This window comes from Nocardia sp. NPDC006044, from assembly GCF_042871115.1.
Lineage (GTDB): Bacteria > Actinomycetota > Actinomycetes > Mycobacteriales > Mycobacteriaceae > Nocardia.
Genome location: NZ_JBIAID010000001.1, coordinates 1,186,644 through 1,210,785, shown reverse-complemented (window position 1 = coordinate 1,210,785; position 24,142 = coordinate 1,186,644). Strand labels below are relative to the sequence as shown.

Sequence of the window (24,142 nt, the reverse complement as noted above, 5' to 3'; positions counted from 1 at the left end):
CATGCAGTTCTCAACTTGGATCCGGCAGCACTTCGCCGCGTTGCGGGCGCTGCTCGTACTCACCGTGATCACCGGAATCGTCTATCCCCTGGCAGTTTTCGCGGTCGCCCAGATACCCGGCCTGCACGACAAGGCGGACGGCTCGCTCATCACCGTCGATGGAAAAACGGTGGGCTCCAGCCTGATCGGGCAGTCCTTCACCGATCCCGGCGGCAAGGCGCTGGTGCAGTACTTCCAGAGCCGGCCCTCCGCGGCGGGCAGCAACGGCTACGACCCGCTGGCCACCGCGGCAAGCAACCTCGGCCCGGAGAGCATCGTGGACACCCTCGACGCCGACCCGGCCAAGACCAAGCCGAGCCTGCTGTCCAGCGTGTGCGCGCGCAGCAAGGAGGTCGGCGACCGTGAGGGGGTCGACGGCGCCCGCCCGTTCTGCACGAAAGACGGTGTCGGGGCGGTGCTTTCGGTGCTCGGGCCGCGCGATGCCGACGGTCAGGTCTCGCACCCCATCCAGGTGGTGAGCGTCAACGAGGCATGCCCGGCCACGCCATTCCTGGACGCATACAAGGGTGTTCGGGTCGAGTGCGCCGAGCCCGGCGAAGACTACTCGGCCGGCCGGATCGTCCCGATCTTCGGCGACGCGTCCGTCGACACCCCGGTCCCCGCCGACGCGGTCACCGCCAGCGGCAGTGGGCTGGACCCGCACATCTCCCCCAGGTACGCGGACATCCAGATCGCGCGAGTCGCCATGGCCCGCAACATCTCCGCGGATCAGGTGCGGGCCCTCGTGGACGCGCACACCACCGGTCGCGACCTGGGCTTCCTCGGCGAACCACGAGTCAACGTAGTCGAACTGAACCTCGACCTCGACCGCAAGTACCCCTTCCGGACCTAGCTCCGACCGGATCGAGTGGCACACCATGGCGGGGGTTACTCGCGTTTTGCCGCCATGGTGTGCCACTGAACGAGGATTCAGGCGTTGTCTTCGGTTGGACGGGGGCCCAGCGGCAACAGCGGGGCGTGGGGGACGAGGCAGAACGGGTGGCCGGCGGGGTCGAACAGGACCCGCCAGGTGTCCGGGTCCGGTTGGACCTCGGCGAGCCGGGCGCCCAGCTTTATGGCCTCGGCCTGCGCGTCCTCGAGGTTGTCGACCTTGAGTTCGAAATGGATGTTGTTGGGGGTGTCGCCCCCGGGCCAGGTCGGCGGTCGATAGTCCGGAACGACCAGCGCGCACAGCGACCCGCGTTCGGTCTGCACTACAGCCAAATCGTCTGCGCGATAAACGATCTCCCCTCCGAGCAAGGCGGCCCAGAACGTCGCCAGCTCCTCTTTGTCGGCACAGTTCAAAGTGATCAGACTCAACTGAGCGATAGGCACTTCCCGATCGTACGACCGGGATAGCGGGGCGCACCAAGATTGACCGCCGCCGGGTCCGCTCACCGGACCGGACGGCGGACGGGCCGAGCGGACGTCAGCGATATTCGGGGTTTTCGAAGTCGAAGCGGCAGCCCGCGTCCCATGCGGAGCGCTGGTTGCCGTGGGCGGGGACGCCGTCGGCGTCCTTGAGCATGCGGGCGAAGTGCAGGAGGTTCCAGGTCATGAAGGTGGTGTTGCGATTGGTGAAGTCGTTGGCGGGGCCGCCGGAATCGGGGTCGAGGTAGGAGGGGCCGGGACCGACCTCGCCGATCCAGCCCGCGTCGGCCTGCGGCGGGATGGTGTAGCCGAGGTGCTGGAGGCTGTAGAGGATGTTCATGGCGCAGTGTTTGACGCCGTCCTCGTTGCCGGTGATCAGGCAGCCGCCGACCCGGCCGTAGTAGGCGTATTGGCCGCGGTCGTTGAGGATCGAGGAGTTCGCGTAGAGGCGCTCGATCACCTGTTTGGTGACCGAACTGTTGTCGCCCAACCAGATCGGGCCGGCGATCACCAGAATGTCGGCGGCCATCACCTGACGTTGCAGTGCGGGCCATTCGTCGGTGGGCCAGCCGTGTTCGGTCATGTCCGGCCACACACCGAACGCGATGTCGTGGTCGACCGCGCGGATGTGGGAGACCTGTACGCCGTTCTTCGCCATGATGCGGGCGCTGATATCGATGAGGCCCTGGGTGTTGCTCACTTCGGGGGAACGCTTGAGGGTGCAGTTGACGAATACCGCTCGCAGGTCGTCATAGCTGGTCATGTTGTGCTCCTTGGGGTTTCGGCGCGGGATCGGTGTGCGAGCCGGGCTACCGCGGCGGCGACTACCAGCGCCCAGATCAGGATGAGCGCCACGGCGAGGCCGAGTGGATAGTTCCGGTCGAGGACGGTCGGGTTGTCCGGCATGGCGTGTCCGCGATCGATCACGGGTGCGGCGATCGCCACCAGCACCACCGTGCAGACCGCCCCGCAAGCCATTGGGCCCCACCAAGTTCCGGGCAGCAGACGGCGTGCGGTGACGCCCACGGCCGCGCAGAGCGGCGCGAATATCCCGTCGTGCAGCAGGATTCCGGCGGCGAACCACAGCGCGACCGACAACAGATCGGCGCGCGGGAAGTCGAGCAGCAGGGTGATGCCGTACCAGCCGAGCCACAGCCCGGCCAGGAGCAGCAGGATTCTGATCGCGTTCATGCGCGTGCCTCGATCATCGAAAGCCATTTCGTTTGCAGCACTCCGGGGCGGCTCGGCGCGATCAGCCGGCAGGGATAGCCGTGGTCGATGTCGAGCGTTTCGCCGTTCACGGCGAGCGCCACCAGCGTGTCCGAGTCCACGACATGGGGTTGCGGCAGAACCGAACCGGCGTAGATGCCGCTGGTCTCCAAGGAACGGAAGTGCACGTCGCCGCCGGGATAGGACCCGACCGCGGCGAGCAGATCCCGCAGCCTGACGCCGGACCAGTCGGCGGACGCGCTCCACCCTTCGACGCAAGCGATCGGCAGCCGAGCGTGCACCTGCGGCATAGCCAGCAATTCGTCCCGGCTGAAGCTGCGTCGCCGGTCGCCGACCGCCACGGTCAGCCGGTAATCGGCGGCGCGCGCCAACTCGGCAACCCCCGCTGCCTTGGCCGACCGGTTGACCGGAACCCCCTGCGGCCCTTCCCCACTGCGCGGCGCGAGCACCGCCACCCAACGCAGGAACGGAACCGTTTGCCCGGCCACCGCCAACCCCGCCACACCCGCGGAAACCCACGCCGCGGTCAACACCCTTCGTCGCGAAACATGCCGCCCCCGACCAGCATCGGCACCGGCGTAGCGATGAGCACCGCGCCCGGCACGAGCGCCGACCGCGTCATCAGTAGCCGCGTCATCGGCCGCACCTGTAGCGGCAGCACTGCCCACCTCGCCGTCTGCGGGGGCCTCGGCAGCGGCGCCACCAGCAGCATCCTTGTCGGCGGCGATGTTGACGGCATCGCGGTCGATCGCGGCCGCGGCGGTCTCGTTGCCGTTCGGGATGGCAGCAGCGGTGTTGTTGTCCGCAGCGGCGTCGCCGTCGGTGGTGGCCGCGGCGACGTCTGAGGTCGAGTCGAGCGGGCGGGTCAATGCGTCTCGGATTATCGGGAGTTTGACCGCAAGGTGCACGGCCAGCGCACCTATGGCGACGAAGGCCATGGCGTAGTGGGCGGCGGGGAAGAAGAATTTCCAGGGGTAGTACTGGGCGATGTTGAGGAGGCCGGTCGATAGTTCGAAGATGATCGCGCCGACGAGCAGGGCGATCGATCCGCGCTCCAGCATGCGCAGGGGTGAGCCGATCACCGGGCGCTGGAACAGCTTCGGGTAGACGGCCCAAAGCTTCACCAGCAGTAGCGGAATCGCGGCTACGCCCGAAATGACGTGCAGTCCTTGGGTGAGGCGGTACAACCACACCGGGTGGGCGGGCCACCAGAACCAGGCCGGCGGGTGTTGAATCCAGTGGCTCAGCAGGCCGGTGACGAAGCAGATCAGGATGGCCGACCCGAGCGCGATGCCCACCCGGCTGGCCACCTCGGGACCACGGGCGTCGGACACCTGGAACCAGCGTGCCGTGAATGTCCTTCCACGCTCGATGGTTTCGTGCAGGCTCATCGAACACCACCGGAGGTAGTCGAGCGATCGAGCGTGGTGCGGCGGATCATGCGACCACCGCCGTCGCGCGATGGCGGCGCGGCCAGGCGATGTGCCGACCGGCCTCGGCGGTGCCGAGGGCGATACCGGCCCCATCGGCGACCTCCGGGCCGCGGGCATCGGAGATGCTGAGCCGCTGTGTCGCGGGGGCTCCTCTGCGCTCGACGGATTCACACTTGCTCATCGGATGTCTCCTGATCTAGCTGATCGACGGCGCGCCGTGCGATCACCGCCGTCGAAGGGCGGCGCAGCCAGGCGATGTGCCTGCCGCCGATCGCGGCGGTGTTCAGCACTCGAAAGCCGGTGCTGCGCGCGAGTTGTTCCGCGTGATCAATGCCCACCGATGCCCAGGGGAACCAGGAGCCGACCCGCGACGGGGATTCCAGGCGCAACTGCCGGGTCACCGAACCGCTACCGGGACGGGCGAATTCGACGATCGCCAGCCCGTTCGGCGCGAGGAGTTCCGCGGTGCGCGCGAGGATACGCTTCGGGTCGCCGCCGATCCCGATGTTGCCGTCGGCCAGCAGTGCGTACGACCATCGACCCGTACCGGGCAAGGGCCCGAACAGGTCTCGGTGCAGGGCGGGCGCACCACGGAACCGGGAGATGGCGACCGCCGTCGGCGAGATGTCCACGCCGAGAGCGAGTACCCCGCGCTGCAACAAGGCGGCGACCAATCGTCCCGGGCCGCAACCGAGGTCCACCGTCGGCCCGTCGCAGCTGCTGGTCAGCGCACGATCGGCACGACGATCACCGGCCCCGGAGAGCCCGAGCCACCGCCCGGTCGGCAACCGACGCCGGGTACCGTCCGCCGCCCGCAGCCAACATCTTTCACCCGCCAGCGCACGATCGAAGATATCGAAATCCGCGCCGATCACCGCAGCACCAATCCTCGGTCGCGTAGGTCGTGGAAGGTCCTGGCGAAGCGGCCGGTGGATTCCGCGGCGACCCGGAGGGCATCCGCGAAGGTGTCGACGTCACTGTATTGCGGTAACGAGCCGACTCGACATCCGCAGTCCTGCAGAGCTTTCCGGGTCAGTTCGCCGGTTCGGTCGGTGGACATCGGGACGTCTGCGAGTACCCGGGCCGGCTGGGCGGTGGGCAGGCCGAGGGCCCACCAGCCGCCGTCGTCGGCCGGGCCGAGCAGAGCGCGGTCACCTTCGGCGAGTTCGATCGCGGCCGCGGTCAGCACCTCCGGCCCGATCTGCGGGGTATCCATGCCGATCTGGAGAACCGGCGCACCGAAGCGCGCGGCGTCGGCATGCGCATTGGCGAGCCGGGCGCCGAAGCCATCGCCGCGTTGCGGGACGACCTCGAATTGCGCTAGCGCGGCAGACAATTCATCTCCGCACTCGGCGGCGGCCAGGTCACCGGTGAACGCGACCACCCGATGGGTGACCTCGCTGCGCAACACCGCATCGAGGGTGTCGAGCAGTGCGGCGGCCGCCACCCGCGCGGCATCCCGCGGCGTCAGCGGCGGCGTCAATCGGGTCTTCGCGAACCCGGCGATCGGCGCCTTGGCGATCACCAACAGTGTTGCCGGACAGGGGCTCATCGAAGCACCGCCAGGAAATCCTTGGTGGCCCGCGCGGTTCCGATCCACGAGCCGGACACCTTCGACACTCCCCCGGACCGCGGCCGATAGGCGATGTCCCGCTCGACCACCCGCCAGCCGGCGCCCGCGGCACCGACGAGCAGTTCGAGCGGATATCCGGATCGCAGGTGCAACGGCCCGAGCGACAGCATCCGGCCGCGCCGCGCCACCCGCATCGCGCCGATATCGTGCACGGGCAGACCGTATTTGCGCCGCAGCCGGCGCGCGATGAGCAGGTTGCCGAGCCGCGCGTGCCACGGCCAGACCCCGGCGCGGGTCGGTCGCCGGCGACCGACCGCGAGATCGGCTCCGCCACGGACCAATTCGACCAGGCCGGGCAGTTCGGCCGGATCCATCGATCCGTCGCCGTCGAGCACCGCGACCAGCTCGGTGCGCGCCGCCGCGATGCCCGCTTGGACCGCGGCACCATAGCCCGGTCTCCCCTCGTGCACCACCGTGGCGCCGCGCGCACGGGCGACGGCGGCCGTCTGGTCGGTCGAGCCGTTGTCCACCACCAGCGCGTGGTACCCAACGGGGATGGCGGCGAGCACATCCGGCAACGCATCAGCTTCGTCTCGGCACGGAATCACCACGGTCACTCCGTGCGGATCACCCTGGGTTCGAGTCACGGGAATGACGCTAGGCCGTCGGACTCCCCGTACGGCCGAAAAACCTGTGACGAAACAGTGACGTCGTCGAAAAAAGCGGCCGGAACAGCGCTTACCGCCCGGTCGGCAACCTATCGTGATAGCCGTGCATGACGTCTCCGAGGTCGCAGCCCAGCCGCGTGTCCGTGTCCGCGGCGACCTGATCAGTGCCGGCCTCGCCGCCGCACTGGTCGCGACAGCGTTCATCATCCCGAGAATCGCCAATCCGCAATGGACTAGCAAACTCTATGCGGCCGCCGCGCCGATCTTCGGTTCCTGGCTGCCACACCTCGGCTGGGGCACCGGCCCGGCGATCCTCATCGCGGTCCTCGTCGCCGTGCGGGGCCCGGCGCTGGCCCGGCGGTTGACCTGGCGGCGGCTGTTGGCGGTGTCGTGGGGCACCGCGATCGCCTGGACGTTCGCGCTGGCCATGGTCGACGGCTGGCAGCGCGGCTTCACCGACCGGTTCAAAGACCCCAACGAATACCTGCACGAGGTCGGCGGGGTCACCGACATCGCCGCGATGCTGCGCGGCTTCGCCGATCGCATCCTCGATTTCCAGCCGGACTCGTGGACCACCCACGTGTCCGGTCATCCGCCGGGCGCACTGCTGTTCTTCGTGCTGCTCGACCGCGTCGGCCTCGGCGGCAGTACCTGGGCGGCCTTGGCCTGCACGCTGATCGGCACCAGTGCCGTGGTCGCGGTGGCGGTCGCACTGCGCGCACTCGGCGCCGAGGACCGCGCACGGGCCGCGCTGCCGTTTCTGACCCTGGCGCCGGCCGCGGTCTGGATCGCCGTCTCCGCCGACGCGATGTTCGCCGGTGTCACCGCCTGGGCGGTCGCGTTGCTCGCGCTCGCCACCCGGCCCGCGGGTAGTCAGGTCGCGGCGGTCGCGGCCGGAGTCCTGTTCGCCTTCGGCATCTATCTCAGTTATGGGTTGACGCTGATGGCGATACCCGCGGCGGCCGTCCTGATCGCGGGCCGGACCCTGCGGCCGCTGTTGCCCGCGCTGGCCGGCGCGCTGGCGGTGGTCGCGGCCTTCACATTGGCCGGATTCTGGTGGCTGGACGGCTACCACCTGGTGGTCGAGCGCTATTACCAAGGCGTCGCCAAGAATCGGTCGTACGCGTACTGGTGGTGGGGCAATCTGGCCGCGACGGTGTGCGCGGTCGGCCTCGCGACCGCGGCGGCGCTGCACCGTGCGTTGTCCCCGCGGGTACTGCGCGCCCTCGACCCGACGGCGCTGCTCGTCGCCGCGGCACTGTGCGCGATCCTGGCCGCGGACATCAGCGGGCTGAGTAAGGCGGAAACCGAACGCATCTGGTTACCGTTCGATATGTGGCTGCTCGCCGCCACCGCGTTCCTGCCCCGGTCCACCGCCCGCGGCTGGCTCGCGGTGCAGGGCCTCGGCACCCTGGTGCTGACCCACACGATCCTGACGAATTGGTGAAACGATGACCATCCTGATCGCCGACGATGATCCCGTTGTCCGGGACGTGGTGCGGCGCTACCTCGAACGCGACGGCCTGACCGTCCGCGAAACCGCGGACGGCCCAGCCACTTTGGCGGCACTGGCGGACCCCGGCGAGCAGATCGACCTGGCCGTGCTCGACGTCATGATGCCCGCGCCGGACGGCATCGCGATCTGCCGCGCGATCCGCTCGGGTCCGCGCCCGCAGACGCCGGTCATCCTGCTCACCGCGCTCGGCGACGAGGACGACCGGGTGCTCGGGCTGGAAGCGGGCGCCGACGACTACGTCACCAAGCCGTTCAGTCCCCGCGAGCTCGCGCTGCGGGTCGCGTCGGTGCTGCGCCGCGCGCAGGTGGTGCGCGAGGACGCCTCGCCGACGTTGCGCGACGGCGCGATCGAGGTGCGCCCATCCTTCCGGCTCGCGCTGGTCGACGGCGCGCCGGTGGACCTCACGCCGCGCGAGTTCGACCTGCTGGTCTTCCTGCTCCGGCATCCGCAGCAGGTGTTCAGCCGCGAGCAGTTGCTCGCCCAGGTGTGGGGCTGGGACTTCGGCGATCTGTCCACGGTCACCGTGCACATCAAGCGCTTACGCGCGAAGCTCGGCGCCCGTCATCGCATCGAAACGGTCTGGGGCCGTGGGTACGCGTGGGCGCGCACCGAACCGGGAAACGGAGCCGTCGATGCCTGAGGACACCACCCAGCTGATCCTGTACTCGCTGGCCTGCTCGCTGCCGGTGGTGTTGATCGGCGCCGTGATCCTGCGCGCCACCAGCAATCGCTCGGTGACCACGAGCATGGCTGTGCTGGTGCTGATTCCGACGCTGTCCACCCTGGCGGGCATCATCGGGGTCAGCGGCCTGATGTTCACCGAGCAGCTCCAGCGCACCGCGGTGGTGCTCGGTATCGTCGCGGCCGTCACTGTGCCCGCCGCGGTCCTGCTCGGCCGCGAGCAGGCCCGGAAGATGGTCTGGGAGAAACAGATCCGCGAACAGGAGCGGGCGGCGGAGAAGTCGCGGCGGGAGCTGGTCGCCTGGGTGAGCCACGATCTGCGCACCCCGTTGGCGGGCATTCGGGCGATGGCCGAGGCGCTGTCGGACGGCGTGGTCAGCGGGCAGGCCGACGTGGCCGCCTACGCCGAGCAGATCGGTATCGAGACCAACCGGCTCTCCCGCATGGTCGACGATCTGTTCGAGATGTCGAAGATCAACGCGGGTGCGCTGCGGCTCGAACTGGAACCGGTGGATCTGCGCGAACTGATCGATGAGGTGCTCGCCGCGAACCGGCCGACCGCCGAACGCGCACAGGTCGAACTGCGGGCGGAGCAACCGGATTCCCGAATCGTGGTGTCCGCCAACGATCAGGCGCTCGGCCGGGTGCTGACCAACCTGGTGTCCAACGCCATCGCCCACACGCCGCCAGGCGGCGAAGTGGCCATTTCGGCGGGCGCCGACGACGGTCAGGCGTGGGCCAGGGTGGACGACACCGGGCCCGGCATCGCCGAGGCGGATCTGCCGCGCATCTTCGAGGTGGCCTACCGCGGCACCGCGGCCCGTTCGCCGGTCGCCGCCGACGGCGTACCCACCGGCAGCGGAATGGGATTGGCGATCGCGGCCGGCCTGGTCGAGGCGCATCGCGGCGACATCACCGCGGAGAACCGGCCCACGGGGAGCCGGTTCGAGGTCCGCCTACCGCTGTCGGGCAACTGATCACAAGGTCGGCGCGCACACCCCCGCGCTGCTGCGCAGCGGCGCGAACGCGAACTCGGTGAGACCGGCGATCGGATCCACGCGCGCGGCGAAACCCAGAGCGCGCCTTGCTTTGCCCGGATCCGCGACGACGTGGCGCACGTCGCCGGGACGGTAGCGCCCGTTCACCACCGGGTCCGGCCCGCCGCGCGCCGCCGCCAGCGTGACCGCGACCTCCCGGATCGTGATGGGGCGTCCGGAGGAGACATTGAGCGGGACGAACCCGGGCAGCGGCTGCTCGACCGCGGCGAGGTTGGCCGCGGCGATATCGGTGACATGCACGAAATCCCTTGTCTGCCCGCCATCTTCATACACCTGCGGCGGCTGCCCCGCCTCCAGCGCCGACCGGAAGATCGCCGCGACCCCGGAATAGGGCGTATCCCTGGGCATATCGTCGCCGTAGACGTTGTGGTAGCGCAGCGCGGTCACCGACGACCCCGTCACCGCGGCCCAGGCGGAAGCGTAATTCTCCTGCGCGAGTTTGCTTGCCGCGTACAGGCTGCGCGGGCGCAACGGCGCGTCCTCGTGCACGGAGTCCCAGGTGAGTATCTCGCCGCTGTCCGGGCAGCGGTACTCGAACATCCCGGCCTCCAGGTCCTCGATCCGCCGAGCGCCGACTTCGACCGCGCCGCAACGCTCGCCGCGATACCGGCCTTCGCCGTACACGACCATCGAGGACGCGAGCACCAGCCGACGGCACCCGGCCCGATCCATCGCCGCCAGCAAGACCGCGGTCCCGAAGTCGTTGTGACTCGCATAGGCGGGCGCGTCCTGCGCACTCACCCCGTTACCGACCACCGCGGCCTGATGACACACCACATCGACGCCACGCAGCGCCGCGTCGAGCGCCGCACCATCGCGAACATCCACCCGCTCGATACCTTCGGGCGTCGGTGCCGCCGGACCATGCGCCGCGGACACCATCAGATCGAGCGGAACAACCTCATGCCCCGCAGTGTCCAGCGTGCGCCGAATATGCGACCCGATGAACCCGGCTGCCCCGGTCAGCAACACCCGCACGCCACTCACCCCCGCCGCTTCGACGGGGCAACGACCACGACCGTATCCGCTGGCTCTGACGTCATACCCCGATCGTGCCCGGTCCAAGCCCTACAACGGGCCGACCACGCCGCAGCGTCAGACTTTTGTCACTCCTGACCGCGCCACCCGACCGGCCGGCCAGCCGAAACGGATACGGCAACGAATGCCGGCGAACAGCCTGCTACGCAGCGCGCCCGGACTCGGCGGTGCCCCGGCCTTCCTCGGAGCCGGGGCTTGCCGTCAGCGAAACCCGTTGGTGTCAGCCGATTTCGGCGTGATCGAAGTAGTACGCCGCGGCGGCCAGGTACTGGCAGCAGTCGGGGCCGTGGCCGGCGTGCGTGCTGCGGACGAACTGGGCGAGTTCCATGTCCAGATCTAGGGGTTCGATGGTGCAGTCGCGGTGCTGTGTGCTCCACAGGTCCCGCATATCCAGCGATGTCTGCATGGTGCGCCTCCAGCCTGCGTCGTCTATCAGCCTGAACAGCATGACCGAAATGCTTACACCGGAGGAATACCCGATGCCGGGTGATTCATACCCAGATCAGATACTCATCTGGTGACCAGTTGCCAATCGTCGGGCAGACGGGCTGCGGTGACTTGCGCGCCCTCTATCTCGAGGTCGACGGTGATCGGCCCGAGACGCAAGGCGGACAACGTGATTCGGCCCCATTCCGGCGGCACCAGCGGGCGCACGGTGATGGTGCGGTTGGGCACGTCGGGGTCGAGGCCGAGGAACGCGCGCACCAGCAGCAGCGGCGCCGCGCTCGCCCACGCCTGCGGCGAGCAGGAGGTCGGGTACGGCACGGGGGCAGGGAACCTGGACCGCGGGAAGCCGCAGTACAGCTCGGGTAGTCTGCCGTCGAAAGCCGCTGCGGCGTCGAGCAATCCGGTGGCGAGGCGGGTCGCGAGGTCGACCGCGCCGGGCACGTGCCGGTAGCGCAGCAGACCGGCCACCGCGATGGCGGTGTCGTGCGGCCACACCGAGCCACAGTGATAGCTCATCGGGTTGTAGGCGCCCATGTCCGAGGACAGGGTGCGCAAGCCGAAGCCGCTGTCCATCTCCGGTCCCGAAAGTCGTTGCACCAGTTCGGCAGCGTGCCCGTCGGCGGCGATGCCGGACCAAAGACAGTGCGCCACATTGCTGGTGAGCGCGTCGACGCGGCGCTTGCCCTGGTCCAGCGCGATGGCGTACCACCCGCGCTCGGGCAACCAGAACTGCTCGGCGAACTTGCCGCGCAATTCGGCCGCCTGATCGCGCAGCTCGGCCGCGCGCGCCGGGTCGTCGAACGCGTCGGCGAGTTCGGCGCGCGCCAGCAGCGCGGCGTGCACGTACCCCTGGACCTCGCACAGCGCGATCGGGGCCTCGGCGATGTGGCCCTCCAGATCGTTGACGCCGTCCCAACTGTCCTTCCACCCCTGGTTGACCAGGCCGCGATCGGTGGCGCGGCGGTATTCGACGAACCCGTCACCATCCCGATCGCCGTAGTCTCTGATCCAGCTCAACGCCGCGTCGGCCGCGGGCAGCAGCTCCCTGATCGCCGCGGAATCCGCGCCCCAGCGCAGGCATTCGGCCAGCAGCATCACGAAAAGCGGTGTGGCGTCGACGGTTCCGTAATAGATGTTGCCGCCGAGCACCAGCCCGCCCGCCGGCCCGCGGCGCATCTCGTGCATGATCCGCCCCGGCTCCTCCTCGGTCAGCGGATTCACCGTCTGCCCTTGGAGTTCCGCCAGTTGTTGCAACGTGCCGAGCGCCAGGTCGACCTCGAGCGGCAACGCCATCCACGCGGTGAGCAGGCTGTCGCGGCCGAACAGCGTCATGAACCAGGGCGCGCCGGCCGCGACGAACGGCCGGTTCTCGCCGGTGTCGTCATGAATCTGCAAGGCGCCCAGGTCACTTTCGGTGCGCCGCAGCACCTGACTCAGCTCCGGCAGCGACGCCGCGATGTCGGTGGCGGTATGCCGCCAGGCGGCGATCTTCCGTCCGGGGGCACTCACCCCGTAGTGCTCGCCAGGAGCCAGCGGAGCCTGGAACCGTTGATTACCGAGCGTGGGCTGCGCGGCGATGTCGGTCTGCCAGCTCCCGCCGACGGGCACGACCACCCGCCACACCAGAGTGCCCGGCAAGACGGTGGGTTCGACGGTCGCCGACACCGAGAGGCCGCGCATCCGGTCGGCCCGATCCTGGAACAGCAGCTCGCCCTCGGCCACCGTCACCTCGGACCGGCCGTTGCCGACCCGCCCTTCCTTGACCGCGAACAGGTCGACGAAGTCCGCGTCGACGTGCAGTTCGAGGGTGACCGCCGTGGGCTCGCGGCCCATGTTCTCCAGCGTGAGCACCTCGTGCATGCCGTCGGCGATGACCCGCTCGCGCACCACCAGCAGCGTGCTGTCGGCCAGCCCGGCGGTCGGCGGTCTTCGCAGCACGAACCGCGCCGCGAACGCCTCCGGGCTGAGCACCGAAAGCGGTTCGGGCAGATGGCCGTCCACCAGCAGCTCCCACCGGGAGATGACCCGCGCGTCCCGGAAGAACAGGCCGTGCGGACGGCCCGGCTCGACATCGCCGAGCCGGTTCGACAGACAGAAGGTGCCGCCCTCCACCAGCGTCACCGAGCCCGCCCCGCCGAACCCCGTCGGCTCACCGGAATTCAGCGGGGCGGGGCTGAGCGGGGCGGTGGGATCCGCCGTCACGCGAGACCGCTCGCCGCGGCGGGCATCGGGACGGCCTGGTCCTGGTACCAGCGGTAACCGGTACGCTTACGCGCCCGCATCAGCTTGCGGTAGACCAGTTCGTAGCCGCGCCCCAGCGTGTCGGAGCCGAAATTGGCCTCGACGTGCGCGCGGCAGGCGGCCGGATCCATGGTCTGCACCTCGGCGATGGCGGTGGTGAGCTCGGCCGGGTCGTCGCACACGCGACCGGTCACCCCGTCGACGATCACCTCGGCCACCGCGCCGCCGCGCAACGCGACCACCGGGGTGCCGCACACCATGGACTCGATCATCACCATGCCGAACGGTTCCTCCCAACGGATCGGGAACAACAGACATTTCGCGCCCGCCAACAGCTTTCGCTTGTCCGTGGCGTCGGCGAGGCCGAACACGTGGTCCTGGTCGGTCAACAACGGGCGTACCTGCTCCTCGAAGTATTTGATCTCGGGCGGCTCGCTGCACTTACCCGCGAGCACGAGTGGCATGCCCGCGGCGTGCGCGGCCTCCAGCGCCAGATGCGGCGCCTTGCACTCGTTGAAGCGGCCGAGGAACAGCGCGTAGTCGTCCTTCTCCGCACGGAACGGCCACTCCTCGGGATGCAGAGCATTATGCACTCGCCCAGCCCAATTCAAATCCGGAGCCAGCTCGCGCTGCCGGTCGCTGATCGCCACGAGCGAGATGTCGTCGCCCATTTCCCGGTAGTACTCATGGCATTCGCCCTCGACCGGCCCGTGCACGGTGACCACGGTCGGCAAGCCAAGGGCCCTATACGCCGGTGCGTTCAACGGGCCCGCGAAGGTGTGCTCGTGCACCAGGTCGATGCTGCCCGCGGCGGCCAGCTTCTCGATCGCCCGGCGCGCCCGCAGCGCGTGCAATACCTCGGGGAACGGCTCGCCGAGCCGCTCGGGGCAGATGGCGTCCCACAGCGGAATGAACCTCGCGGCCTTGGTGCCCGGTTCCCCCGCACCGAGCAGGGTGACGTCGTGTCCTCTAGCCACCAGCGAGTCCACCAGATCGGCGACGACGGCCTCGACACCTCCGTACGCCTTGGGTGGCACATCGAAGTACGGGGGAACAACCATCGCGATGCGGAATCGGGACCCGCTGTGATCGATCGACAGCAAGTCCGAGGTCGAAGCCTGGCGCGAAACCGCCATGGGAAACTCGCTCATGACCCTCCTTCCAAAGGGCACAACCGTGCAGGGACACAACCATTTGCTTGGGCACAAACCGTGAGCAATTCGCACACCCCGCGCTTCGAGCGCACGCGGAGCATCGAGCTGTGGCCGCCTCGGCGGAGGTGAAGCGTTGCCGCACCGCCGGTCCGTAGGGCTTGGTTGGCCTGATCATCAAGCGCGATCAGGAGGGGCCGCCAGTGATGTACCTCACCGGCGGACGCTCAAACCATGCAGTTGGATATGTTGCCGATCGATAGCCGTAATCGCCAGGTGGGAGTGGCTTTTACCAATTTTTCCCGAATACGTCTACAGGGCTGGATATTCGCTCACCCCTCGATGACGACCTTCCCGTCCTGACCGGGAACGACGAAGGTCAGCATGCGCTCGGCCTCGACGCGCAGCTCCTCCGCCTCGGCCGCCGACAACGGATGCCACGGAGTAACCCGAATAGTGCTGTCGTCCAAGGACCACCGGCCGTGCACGAAACCGTCGACCAGGTACATCGGCACACCCCCGGACGCCTCCCCGGCGATCCGCCGGTAGTCCTCGTCGCTGATGATCCGGCGACGGTCCTTGTGGCCGAGCAGCGCATTGTCGAAGGCGGGCAGAAACCGCACCGGCACGGCCAGATTCGGATCGGCCAGCGGCGCGTCCGGCAGGTCGAACAGCACCCGATGCTGGTCGTCGGTGAAAACGCGCAGCTCGGTACGCATCTCGTCGACCACCTCGGCGAGCCGGGTGACCCCGGCCCACGCCTGCATGTCGGCGACCGTGGCCGGGCCGAACGCGGCCAGGTAGCGCAGAATCAGGGTCTGCGCCTGCGGTTCCGTCGCCATCGGCCGGCCGATCCACTCGTCGGCCAGGGCGACGGTCACCGAACGATTACGCCACTTGCCCCAGGCGCCGGTGACCGGACTGTGCACCATGGGAACCAGCAGCTCCGCCGACTCGGCGAGCCTGCGCGGGAGCCGGCCCGGAAAACGCTCGCCGAGCAGCTGACCGAGGTCGCCGCGGGACAGGATGCGGCCGGACAACGCCGCCCGGCCCGCGTCGGCGAGCTCGTCCAGATCGATGCCCTCGATCTCGTCGCGGTAGTAGGCCGCCTGCAGCGCGGCGTGCACGACCGGGCGCACCGTCGGGCGCAGCCAGCGGAAGTCGTCCGCGTCGGCCAGGTGCACGGTGCGCCGGATCATGGCCGACCGCACCAGTTTTCGCTCGCGCAGCAGCGCGGCCAGGTCGTCGTGCGCGAACTCGGTCAGACGGGTCCACAACCCGACGTAGGGCCAGTTGGGTTCCTGCCCCTGTACCGCCACCAGATGGCGCACCAATTCCAACGGGGTCATCGCGACCCGCTGCGCCAACATCTGACGCACCAGCAGGGTTCGATTCAGCTCACGCAGCGATAGTTCCGTCATACCTGCCATCTTCGCCGATACCACCGACAGATCGGGGCCCTTCGGCGATCAACCGCGCATACGTATACGTACAATTAACCTATGTTCGATCCCCTCACCCTGGCGGTCGGCGCCGCGATCCTCGGCGTCGGCTGGGCTGCCGGGCGATACGGCCACCGCGGCGCCCTCGGCGGCACGACGAAACGCAGCGTCGCGAACTGCGGATGCGGGCACGACCTCGCCATCCACGACGCGCAGGCCGGCGAGTGCCACGCCGAGGAGCGGCGGTCGATCGCACCGGCCACCTGGGAGTGGGTGCGCTGCCCCTGTCGCCGCTACACCGGGCCGCTGCCGGTCGAGGACTACTTCACCCGGCCGATCCTGCCGCCGACGGACTGATTCCCGCCGCGAACACAGCCCGCCCGGCAGCCTTCAGCCGCCCGAGCGGCGTCAGACCGCCCGCCATCGGCGACCCGTTGCCGATGAGACACACCCGGCGTAGTGTCTCCCGTGAGACATCACAGTGGGTGTGTCTCACGTGTTGACGGGGCGCCCGGTCGGCGCGCCGACCGACTACGAATCGAGGTTCGGCAGATGGGCGCACAGGACGGTTTCGATTGGAACTGGGCGAGCGGCACCGGCGGCAAGCTCGACCGGCGGCAGATGGGCAGACTCCTCATCGCCGCGGCCACCTTGGTACCCGGCGCGTTCAGCAGTCATACGCTGTCGTTTCTGGGCGTGCAGGGGTCAGCCGGCCTGAACGAGGTCCAGATGCGAATTCCGGACACCGCGCTGGCGCGAGAAGCCGAAGAAGAGGCGCGCCGCAGACTGACCCCGTGGGTGCTGGAACACTCCTACCGCGTCTACTACTTCGGCAAGGCGCTGGCGAAGCTCGACAACGTGCCACTCGACGAAGAGCTGCACTTCACCACCGCGATTCTGCATGACATCGAGTTCGAACACCCCGTTCCCGGAAGGTGTTTCGCGGTGCGCGGCGCCGAGGACGCCGAACGTTTCCTCACCGGCCTCGGAATAGCCAGGGACAAGGTGGTGCTCGTGCGCAACGGCATCTCCGGCCACATCACCTTCGGTGTCGAGAAGGATCTGTCAGATCTGGCCGGCGTCGTCTCGGCCGGCTGCGAAACCGACCTGGGCGGCACTCGCATCGAGGAAATGAACCGCGCGTGGGTGGATGCGGTGGTGGCCCAGCATCCGCGGCTCGACTTCAAGCGGCGGGTGATCGAGGCCGTCCGCAGGGAATCCGAAGCCGTGCCCGACGGACGCACCGCGTTGATGCGCGAACTGGGATTCGAGCCGGGCGTGCTGAGCGCGCCCTTCGCGGAGTGATATCCGCGGGCGGCGGCTAGCGGAGCAGCCGCCCGATGATGACCGCCGCGGCGCCGGGATCGGCCGGCTCGCCGGTGATGAACTCGCGGTAGTAGAAGGATTCGGCGACGCGCACCACGGAATAGGCGAGGGTGCGGCTGTCGATGTCGTCCGGTTCGCCGATTTCCGCGACGATCCAGTCGGTGATTTGGGCGATGAACCTCTGCTGAACCACACCGTGCCGCGAGGTCAGTACCTGCAATGCCGTATCGGTGTGCTCAGTGAGAAATGTCCGCATCGAGGTGCGAACGACACTGCGGCGCAGTAACTCCTCGATGGACTCCGCGATTCCGGTCGCACCCCGGCCTCGATGCCGGGCACGCAGGTCGGCCAGATCGGCGGCGGCCTGTGACCACACCACTTCGCCCAGAATGCGGTCCCGGTCGCCGTAGCGGCGATACAGCGTCGCGCGACTGACTCCACTGGCCGCGCCCAGCCTGCGGACATCAATCCAGCCGTCACGCACGAACATCTCCAGCGCGCGGGCCAGCACCGGATCATCGACAGGAAACGGGGCCGACGCCTGCTGCAACACCACGGGATAAGTGTCTCACACGCCGCCGGCACCCCCCGGTCGCCCGCCGATCCGCTTGCGCGTCAGTCGACGTCGGGCTGCATCCGCAGCGGCACCCCGATACGGTTCCACAGGTTGATCATCGCGGCGACCGCCACCAGGCCGGCCGCGGCGCCCTCATCGAAGTGCTGCTCGACATCGGCCCACACCTCGTCGCTGACGCCGTGGTCGCCGAGCGTGGTGACCGCTTCGGTGTAGGCGAGGGCCGCGCGTTCGGCGTCGGTGTAGAGCGCGGACTCCCGCCAGGCGTTCAACTGGAAGATGCGCTTCTCGGTTTCCCCGGCCAGCCGGGCATCGGTGGTGTGCAGGTCGATGCAGTAGACGCAGCCGTTGATCTGCGAGGCGCGAATCTTGACCAGCTCCCGGGTCACCGGGTCCAGCGGCCCGCGGCGAATGGCGCCCTCGGCGGCGAACCACGCCTGGTACAGCTCCGGAGCCACCTTCGCCAGCTTCATCCGTGACACGTTGTCGTCCTTTCCTCGGCGTTTCCTACATCACCTAGACGAGACAGCCACCGGATGTGTGACGCGGGCTCAGGAATCCGGCAGGCACCGCCCCGGATCGGGCAGATCGGCGCACGGCGCGTTGCCGTGCGCGCGCAGCACGTCCTTGCCCGCCTGGTCGACCAGGAAGTGCAGGAACGCGGCGGCCAGCGAGTCGCCCGGCAATTCGCCGTAGCTGTAGGCGTATTCGACACCCCAGAACGGGTATGTACGGCCGATCGCCGCGTCCCGCCCCGCGGCGACCCCGCCGATCGTGACCGTCGGCAGACCTGCCGCGAGCGCTTCGGAGGACTCCGAATAGCCGATGGCGCCGGGGATTTCGCCGACCGCCTTGTGCATGTCCTTGGTCACCTGCACGTCGCAGTGCGTCGCGGCGGAGATCACCGTGCCCTTGATCGCGGTGCAGCTCACGTGCGGCCGATCCGGTTGCCCCGCGCCGAGCAGCCTGCGCTCGAACGTATTCCGGGTGCCCGAACCCGGGATCCGATTCACCAGCACCACCGGCAGATCGGGTCCGCCGACCTCGCGCCAATTGCCGATCCGGCCCTGATACAGATCGCGGATCTGCGCGTCGGTGAGGTTCCGCACGCCGACGCCCTGGTTGACGATCACGCTGAACAGCGACAACGCCAGCGGTCGAGGCACCAGCGCGGGATACCCGCTGCCCTTGGGTCCGTCGCTGATGGCCAGCATGCTCGAATCGTCCTTGCCCGCTTCGACCAGCCGGTCCAGCCCGCGTTCGGTGCCCTCGAAACCGAACGCGAATTCAGCCCCGGTACAACGCTTTCCGTATTGATCGGCGGCCTGCCGCACGACCGGCGCGAACGCCGACGAGCCGATCACGGTGAGCTTGCCCGCGGCACACTCCAGCGGCGTCGGATCGGGTTCGACCGCGGCGACGATGAGCTGAACCGCGATCACCAGCACCAGAAAGATGGTCAGCCCCACCATCATCCGGGGAACGCCGGTGCGGCTTCGGGTTTCGAGGATGCGCCCACCCTTGATGCCGCCGGTCAGCACCGGAACCGGGTACTCCCCCGCGCCCTCGGCGCGTTGCAGGATGGCCAGGATCTTGTAGTGCTCACCGCGATTCAGCGGCACCTTGGGCAGATCGATCACGCCGATGTGCCCGGCCATGTCCTCACGCACCGCGATGCCGGAATCGCCGTCCAGGCTGTCGGCCAGGCCGGGGTCGCTGAGCTCGGTCACCGCCATGCCGATCACCAGGCGCTGTGGGAACCGCAGATGCAGGCCGACCCGGGCCGGATCGGGCGCCCGGTAGTCGCTCGTGTCGATGGTGGTCGCACCACTGTTCTCGATGCGGACCAGGACCACCGACAGATCCTTCAGGTCCGGACTCGCGCCGTCGCGCGCGGGACGCAGCTGCGGCAGCACGCCGGGGAACACCGACTCCACCTCGCCGGTGACGGGCGTGTCCATCTGCACGCGGTAGCCGAGGCGCTTACGCCCGACGAAGACGAACTCGTACAGGAACGCGCCGATCGGCACCGCGATACCGATGAGCGCCAGCACGATCTCGACCGGAAAGTCGCCCAACGGTCAGTCCACCCCCACACATTCTGTCTGGCAACCATTTTCGGCCGGGAGCGGCGAAAATCGCCGAAACAGCCGGACTATTCGGCAACCGTTAACCCGGCGGCCATCACGCGCCGGCCGACTCCGTCCAGGCCAGCAGGTCGGCCAGCGGCCAGGTGTTGATCACCCGTTCGGCCGCAACACCATTGGCGAGGGCACGTTCGCAACCATAACCCTGCCAGTCCAATTGGCCGGGAGCATGGGCGTCGGTGTCCACCGCGAAGTAGCAGTCCATCTCGACCGCCAGTTGGATGAGCCGCGACGGCGGGTCGCGGCGTTCCGGCCTGCTGTTGATCTCGACGGCGGTGCCATAGGCCCGGCACGCCTCGAAGACCAGCTCCGCGTCGAAGGTGGACTCCGGGCGGGTGCCGCGCCCGCCCTCGACGAGGCGGCCGGTGCAGTGGCCGAGCACGTCGACGTTGGGGTTGGCCACCGCGTAGACCATGCGTTTGGTCATCGTCGCGCTGTCCGCGCGCAGGTGCGAGTGCACACTCGCCACCACGATGTCGAGTTCGGCGAGCAGGTCGGCCTGCTGATCGAGGGTGCCGTCGTCGAGGATGTCCACCTCGATGCCGGTGAGAATGCGGAACGGCGCCAAGCGGTCGTTGAGTTCGGCGATCACGTCGAGTTGTTTGCGCAGCCGGCCGGCGGACAGCCCGTTGGCGACGGTCAGGCGCGGCGAATGATCGGTCAGCGCGCAGTATTCGTGACCGAGCGCGGCCGCGACACCCATCATTTCGGCGATCGGGCTGCCGCCGTCGGACCAGTCCGAGTGCGTGTGCAGGTCGCCGCGCAGCCGAGCGCGCAGCGGTTTGCCCGGCACACCGATCGGCTGGGCCGCCTTGCGCAGGTCGAGCAACTGCTGCGGCACCGTGCCGGAGTAGGACTCTTCGATGACCGCGGCGGTCTTCGGCCCGATCCCGGCGATCTCGCGCCAGCTGCGTGCGGTGCGGTGCGCCGCGCGCTCCTCGTCGGACAGCTCGGCTACGATGTCGGCCGCGCGGCGGTACGCCTTGACCCGATACGTTTCCGCCCGCGAGCGTTCCAGCCAGAAGCCGATCTCGCGCAGCACCTCCACCGGACCCGGCGTGGCGGCCGGGTCCGCGGCGATCGAATCGTCGTCCGCCACAGCGGTTATCGCATCCTGCTGTACTTCATGAAGGCCACTCCGTCCTCGAACACCCGGCTGGTGATCACCCGGAACTTGGCCGCGTCGGGCAGCCGCGGCCCGGAACCGAACAGCGACTTACCCCGGCCGAGCAGCACCGGGTACAGCTTGAGGAAGATCTGATCGATCTCCGGCAGCAATTCCTGCGCCAGTTCGCCGCCGCCACACAGCCAGATCCCGAGGCCGTTGTCCCGCTTGAGTTCTCGCACCTTCCCCAGCGGATCGGACGCGATCAGCTCGACATCGGGATCGGGGTTCTCCGGCAGCGTGGTGGAGACCACGTACTGCTTCAGGTGCGCGTACGGGCTGGAGGTGCCGGTGCGCACGCCGAAGTCGTGCGTCTTGCGTCCCATCAGCACGGTGTCGAAGTAGCGATTGCGCTTGTCGATACCCATCGATTCCCGCACCTTGGTCGGCAGGGTCTCGGGGTATTGCGCGGTGATCGCAGGCCCGTGGTCGCCGCCGACCGGGAAAAAGTCGACCGATCCCTCTTCGGTGGCGATGTATCCGTCGATGGTCGACGCTACGTAATACGTGAGCTTGCGCATGTGTCCTTCCTCCACGGCCGGACCGACTTCCCGAACCGCCTACAAGAAAGGTAGCTTGCCCTCGCTAACGGAGGCGAGGCTTCGGTTGGCACCGCGGGCAAGAATACGAGGAACGATTCATGAACTTTTCCCGCCGAATCGGCGCACCGCAGCGACGGCACGGCTCGTCTTCGCGGCCGTAGACGGCGAGCGAGCGTTCGAAGTAGCCGGACTGGCCGTTGACGTTCACGTACAGCGCGTCGAACGAGGTGCCGCCGGCCGCGAGCGCCTCGGCCATGACCGCACCCGCGTCGGCGATCAGGCCGCGCAGGGCGGGCCGGGACAGCCCGGAGGCGATGCGCAGGCTGTGCAGCTTTGCCCGCCACAGGGATTCGTCGGCGTAGATGTTGCCGATGCCGGAGATGACGTTCTGATCGAGCAGCAGGCGCTTGATGTCGACCTGCTTGGCCCGCATCCTGGCCACCACGGATTCGGCGTCGAAGCGCGGATCCAGCGGGTCGCGAGCGATGTGCGCGACCGGCTCGGGCACCAGGGTGCCGTCCACCTCGACCAGTGGCGCGAGCGCCCAGCCCCCGAATGTGCGCTGGTCGACGAAGCGCAGCTGGGTACCGTCGTTGAGGCTCGCGCGGATGTGCGCGTGCTTCTCCACCGGTGCGTCGGCGGCCTGGACCAGCATCTGCCCGCTCATGCCGAGATGCACGACGAGTGCGGTGTCCGGCTCGTCGAAGGTGAGCCACAGGAATTTGCCGCGCCGCTCGGCGGACTCGACCTTCAGGCCGGTCAGCCGGGCGGCGAGATCGGCGGCGCCCTCCAGGTGGTTGCGCACCGCACGGGGATGGCTGATCGCGACCGATTCGATGACGCGTCCGACCACGTGTTCGGCGACGCCGCGCCGCACCACCTCTACCTCGGGAAGCTCTGGCACGATTCAGGATTCCGCGGTCAGCGCCTGGTAAGCGGTGCCCGCGGCCTTCTGCTCGGCTTCCTTCTTGGAACGACCGACGCCCTGGCCGTAGGCCCGGCCGCCGACCACGGTGGTCGCGGTGAATTCCTTGTCGTGATCGGGGCCCGTCGAGGTGATCTCGTAGCTGGGCACGCCGAGGCCGCGTTCGGCGGTGAGCTCCTGCAGGCTGGTCTTCCAGTCGAGGCCAGCCCCCATCCGGGGACCGCGCTCGAGCAGGTCGGCGAACAGCCGCAGCACCACCTCACGCGCGACGTCGATGCCGTGCTCCAGGTGCACCGCACCGAGCAGCGACTCCATGCCGTCGGCGAGGATGCTCGGCTTGTCCCGGCCGCCGGTGAGCTCTTCGCCCTTGCCGAGCAGCAGGTGCACGCCGAGGCCGCCTTCGCCGAGCTGACGCGCCACCTCGGCGAGCGCGTGCATGTTCACCACGCTCGCCCGCAGCTTCGCCAGTTCGCCCTCGGACTTGTCCGGATGCTCGTGGTAAAGCCGCTCGGTGATGCTCAGGCCGAGGACGGAGTCGCCCAGGAATTCCAGGCGCTCGTTGGTCGGCAGGCCGCCGTTCTCATACGCGTACGACCGGTGCGTCAGCGCCAGGCGCAGCAACTCCGGCCGCACCTCGACGCCGAGCGCCGCGAGCAGGCTCGCGTGTCCACTGGACGAGTCGGGTTCGTCAATCACGTCGATACGACAGGTTGAACTGTCAGACAGCTGCGGTGACCTGACGGCCCTTGTACGTGCCGCAGGAGGGGCACGCGATGTGCGGCAGGGTCTTCTCGCCGCAGGCACGGTTCGGGCAGGTGATCAGGGTCGGCGCGGTGGCCTTCCACTGGCTGCGCCGCGACCTGGTGTTGGAACGGGACATCCGGCGCTTGGGAACGGCCACGACTACTTCTCCTCTGTCCTATTGCTTGCCATTTCGGCTGACTGGTCTGCTGCTGTGGCCGCACCCTGGTCGGGGCTGCCGTTGCCGGGCGATGCAGTGGCGAATTTCGCCAGCCCGGCCCAGCGAGGGTCAAGTATCTCATGCGAGTGCTCGGATCCCGCAATCGCCATCCGGACGCCGCATTCGGCGCACAGTCCGGCGCAGTCGGGCGTGCACAGCGGCTGCAGCGGGAGCTCGATGCCGACCGCGTCGATGGTCACCGGTTCGAGGTCGATCGTGTCGTCGACCATGCGGTAGGAGTCGTCGTCATCGGTGGTCTGCTCGGTCGTGCTGTCCGGATAGGCGAACAGCTCGGTGAGGTACACGCTGACCGTGTCGGTGAACGGCTCCAGGCAGCGCGAGCACTCGCCCTCCAGCGGCGCGCTGGCCGTGCCGGTGACCAGCACCCCTTCGGATACCGCCTGGAGTTGCAGGTCGAGCTCAAGTTCGGCACCCACCGGCACCGCGACGAGATCGAGCCCGATCCGCTCGACAGTGGTGATGGTGCGCTGGAACTCACGCATCGTCCCGGGCCTGCGGCCCAGGCTGCGGACGTCCAGCACGAAGGCCGCGTCGGGTTCCCGGCGCACGACCGAGCCTTTACGCGGGGCAGAACTGGAACCGGCGGACATCAC

28 protein-coding genes are annotated in these 24,142 nt (G+C 68.7%); 6 read left to right on the top strand and 22 right to left on the bottom strand.

From position 1 onward, the window contains the following. Nucleotide 1: 1 nt before the first annotated feature. On the top strand, nucleotides 2–892 hold the full coding sequence (locus ACFYO1_RS05630) for a potassium-transporting ATPase subunit C (RefSeq protein ID WP_387227503.1): 891 nt from the start codon (nucleotides 2–4) through the stop codon (nucleotides 890–892). Between the two features lie 77 nt (nucleotides 893–969). Here ACFYO1_RS05630 and ACFYO1_RS05625 read toward each other — a convergent pair whose 3' ends face one another. The 8 genes from ACFYO1_RS05625 to ACFYO1_RS05590 form a co-directional block, all read right to left on the bottom strand. Next, a complete protein-coding gene (locus tag ACFYO1_RS05625; protein WP_387227501.1) occupies nucleotides 970–1,374 on the bottom strand; it encodes a VOC family protein in 405 nt (134 codons plus the stop codon). 94 nt (nucleotides 1,375–1,468) lie between these two features. Beyond that, nucleotides 1,469–2,173 carry a flavodoxin family protein gene (locus ACFYO1_RS05620; RefSeq protein ID WP_387227499.1) on the bottom strand — a complete coding sequence of 235 codons (705 nt, stop codon included), beginning with the start codon at nucleotides 2,171–2,173 and terminating at the stop codon, nucleotides 1,469–1,471. Beyond that, on the bottom strand, nucleotides 2,170–2,601 hold the full coding sequence (locus tag ACFYO1_RS05615) for a hypothetical protein (protein ID WP_387227498.1): 432 nt from the start codon (nucleotides 2,599–2,601) through the stop codon (nucleotides 2,170–2,172). Before ACFYO1_RS05615 ends, ACFYO1_RS05620 begins: the two co-directional genes overlap by 4 nt. Then, complete coding sequence (locus ACFYO1_RS05610) at nucleotides 2,598–4,031, bottom strand: molybdopterin-dependent oxidoreductase (RefSeq protein ID WP_387227496.1); 1,434 nt, start codon at nucleotides 4,029–4,031, stop codon at nucleotides 2,598–2,600. Before ACFYO1_RS05610 ends, ACFYO1_RS05615 begins: the two co-directional genes overlap by 4 nt. Before the next feature lie 46 nt (nucleotides 4,032–4,077). Next, on the bottom strand, nucleotides 4,078–4,254 hold the full coding sequence (locus ACFYO1_RS05605) for a hypothetical protein (protein ID WP_387227494.1): 177 nt from the start codon (nucleotides 4,252–4,254) through the stop codon (nucleotides 4,078–4,080). Further along, nucleotides 4,241–4,948 carry a methyltransferase domain-containing protein gene (locus ACFYO1_RS05600; protein ID WP_387227492.1) on the bottom strand — a complete coding sequence of 236 codons (708 nt, stop codon included), beginning with the start codon at nucleotides 4,946–4,948 and terminating at the stop codon, nucleotides 4,241–4,243. Before ACFYO1_RS05600 ends, ACFYO1_RS05605 begins: the two co-directional genes overlap by 14 nt. Beyond that, the gene (locus tag ACFYO1_RS05595) at nucleotides 4,945–5,625 is read right to left on the bottom strand and encodes a DUF2064 domain-containing protein (protein ID WP_387227490.1); all 681 of its coding nucleotides are present in this window, start codon (nucleotides 5,623–5,625) and stop codon (nucleotides 4,945–4,947) included. Before ACFYO1_RS05595 ends, ACFYO1_RS05600 begins: the two co-directional genes overlap by 4 nt. Beyond that, nucleotides 5,622–6,293, bottom strand: coding sequence for a glycosyltransferase family 2 protein (locus ACFYO1_RS05590; RefSeq protein ID WP_387227488.1), 672 nt, complete (start codon nucleotides 6,291–6,293; stop codon nucleotides 5,622–5,624). The genes ACFYO1_RS05595 and ACFYO1_RS05590 overlap by 4 nt, the downstream gene beginning before the upstream one ends. Nucleotides 6,294–6,417: 124 nt before the next feature. Between ACFYO1_RS05590 and ACFYO1_RS05585 the strand changes: the two genes are divergently transcribed. Genes ACFYO1_RS05585 through ACFYO1_RS05575 form a run of 3 tightly spaced genes read left to right on the top strand, consistent with a single transcriptional unit; the run spans nucleotide 6,418 to nucleotide 9,488 of the window. Further along, nucleotides 6,418–7,761 (top strand): hypothetical protein, encoded by a 1,344-nt coding sequence (locus ACFYO1_RS05585; RefSeq protein WP_387227486.1) that lies wholly within the window; start codon nucleotides 6,418–6,420, stop codon nucleotides 7,759–7,761. A gap of 4 nt (nucleotides 7,762–7,765) precedes the next feature. Next, a complete protein-coding gene (locus ACFYO1_RS05580) occupies nucleotides 7,766–8,470 on the top strand; it encodes a response regulator transcription factor (RefSeq protein WP_387227483.1) in 705 nt (234 codons plus the stop codon). Next, the gene (locus ACFYO1_RS05575) at nucleotides 8,463–9,488 is read left to right on the top strand and encodes a sensor histidine kinase (RefSeq protein ID WP_387227481.1); all 1,026 of its coding nucleotides are present in this window, start codon (nucleotides 8,463–8,465) and stop codon (nucleotides 9,486–9,488) included. The genes ACFYO1_RS05580 and ACFYO1_RS05575 overlap by 8 nt, the downstream gene beginning before the upstream one ends. On the opposite strand, the gene ACFYO1_RS05570 is transcribed toward ACFYO1_RS05575, so the two are convergent. The 5 genes from ACFYO1_RS05570 to ACFYO1_RS05550 form a co-directional block, all read right to left on the bottom strand. Further along, nucleotides 9,489–10,556 carry an NAD-dependent epimerase/dehydratase family protein gene (locus tag ACFYO1_RS05570; protein ID WP_387227479.1) on the bottom strand — a complete coding sequence of 356 codons (1,068 nt, stop codon included), beginning with the start codon at nucleotides 10,554–10,556 and terminating at the stop codon, nucleotides 9,489–9,491. It lies immediately after the preceding gene. 271 nt (nucleotides 10,557–10,827) lie between these two features. Further along, nucleotides 10,828–11,055: a hypothetical protein gene (locus tag ACFYO1_RS05565; protein WP_387227478.1), complete on the bottom strand. Its 228-nt coding sequence runs from the start codon at nucleotides 11,053–11,055 to the stop codon at nucleotides 10,828–10,830. 62 nt (nucleotides 11,056–11,117) lie between these two features. Continuing rightward, a complete protein-coding gene (locus tag ACFYO1_RS05560) occupies nucleotides 11,118–13,256 on the bottom strand; it encodes a glycogen debranching N-terminal domain-containing protein (RefSeq protein ID WP_387227475.1) in 2,139 nt (712 codons plus the stop codon). Then, nucleotides 13,253–14,356: a glycosyltransferase family 4 protein gene (locus tag ACFYO1_RS05555; protein ID WP_387231693.1), complete on the bottom strand. Its 1,104-nt coding sequence runs from the start codon at nucleotides 14,354–14,356 to the stop codon at nucleotides 13,253–13,255. Before ACFYO1_RS05555 ends, ACFYO1_RS05560 begins: the two co-directional genes overlap by 4 nt. Before the next feature lie 422 nt (nucleotides 14,357–14,778). Next, entirely contained in the window at nucleotides 14,779–15,867 is a 1,089-nt protein-coding gene (locus tag ACFYO1_RS05550) for a winged helix DNA-binding domain-containing protein (RefSeq protein WP_387227473.1), read from the bottom strand. 81 nt (nucleotides 15,868–15,948) lie between these two features. Here ACFYO1_RS05550 and ACFYO1_RS05545 point away from each other — a divergent pair, with 81 nt between their 5' ends. Then, nucleotides 15,949–16,245: a hypothetical protein gene (locus ACFYO1_RS05545; RefSeq protein ID WP_387227472.1), complete on the top strand. Its 297-nt coding sequence runs from the start codon at nucleotides 15,949–15,951 to the stop codon at nucleotides 16,243–16,245. Nucleotides 16,246–16,440: 195 nt separating this feature from the next. Beyond that, the gene (locus tag ACFYO1_RS05540; RefSeq protein ID WP_387227470.1) at nucleotides 16,441–17,193 is read left to right on the top strand and encodes a phosphohydrolase; all 753 of its coding nucleotides are present in this window, start codon (nucleotides 16,441–16,443) and stop codon (nucleotides 17,191–17,193) included. A gap of 16 nt (nucleotides 17,194–17,209) precedes the next feature. Here the strand turns inward: ACFYO1_RS05540 and ACFYO1_RS05535 are convergent, their stop codons facing one another. From ACFYO1_RS05535 to ACFYO1_RS05495, 9 genes are all read right to left on the bottom strand, one after another. Continuing rightward, complete coding sequence (locus tag ACFYO1_RS05535) at nucleotides 17,210–17,770, bottom strand: QsdR family transcriptional regulator (RefSeq protein ID WP_387227468.1); 561 nt, start codon at nucleotides 17,768–17,770, stop codon at nucleotides 17,210–17,212. A gap of 59 nt (nucleotides 17,771–17,829) precedes the next feature. Continuing rightward, on the bottom strand, nucleotides 17,830–18,261 hold the full coding sequence (locus ACFYO1_RS05530; RefSeq protein WP_387231691.1) for a carboxymuconolactone decarboxylase family protein: 432 nt from the start codon (nucleotides 18,259–18,261) through the stop codon (nucleotides 17,830–17,832). Nucleotides 18,262–18,339: 78 nt separating this feature from the next. Next, on the bottom strand, nucleotides 18,340–19,866 hold the full coding sequence (locus ACFYO1_RS05525) for a PstS family phosphate ABC transporter substrate-binding protein (protein ID WP_387227466.1): 1,527 nt from the start codon (nucleotides 19,864–19,866) through the stop codon (nucleotides 18,340–18,342). Between the two features lie 106 nt (nucleotides 19,867–19,972). Continuing rightward, entirely contained in the window at nucleotides 19,973–21,034 is a 1,062-nt protein-coding gene (locus tag ACFYO1_RS05520; protein WP_387227464.1) for a PHP domain-containing protein, read from the bottom strand. Nucleotides 21,035–21,039: 5 nt separating this feature from the next. Beyond that, nucleotides 21,040–21,621, bottom strand: a complete 582-nt coding sequence (locus ACFYO1_RS05515; protein WP_387227462.1) for a dihydrofolate reductase family protein — start codon at nucleotides 21,619–21,621, stop codon at nucleotides 21,040–21,042. Nucleotides 21,622–21,685: 64 nt separating this feature from the next. Then, on the bottom strand, nucleotides 21,686–22,546 hold the full coding sequence (gene mutM / locus ACFYO1_RS05510; RefSeq protein WP_387227460.1) for a bifunctional DNA-formamidopyrimidine glycosylase/DNA-(apurinic or apyrimidinic site) lyase: 861 nt from the start codon (nucleotides 22,544–22,546) through the stop codon (nucleotides 21,686–21,688). A 3-nt stretch (nucleotides 22,547–22,549) separates the two neighbouring features. Continuing rightward, nucleotides 22,550–23,263 (bottom strand): ribonuclease III, encoded by a 714-nt coding sequence (gene rnc, locus ACFYO1_RS05505; protein WP_387227458.1) that lies wholly within the window; start codon nucleotides 23,261–23,263, stop codon nucleotides 22,550–22,552. A 22-nt stretch (nucleotides 23,264–23,285) separates the two neighbouring features. Further along, on the bottom strand, nucleotides 23,286–23,468 hold the full coding sequence (gene rpmF, locus ACFYO1_RS05500; protein WP_014987105.1) for a 50S ribosomal protein L32: 183 nt from the start codon (nucleotides 23,466–23,468) through the stop codon (nucleotides 23,286–23,288). A 2-nt stretch (nucleotides 23,469–23,470) separates the two neighbouring features. Beyond that, a complete protein-coding gene (locus ACFYO1_RS05495; protein WP_387227456.1) occupies nucleotides 23,471–24,139 on the bottom strand; it encodes a YceD family protein in 669 nt (222 codons plus the stop codon). Nucleotides 24,140–24,142: the final 3 nt, after the last annotated feature.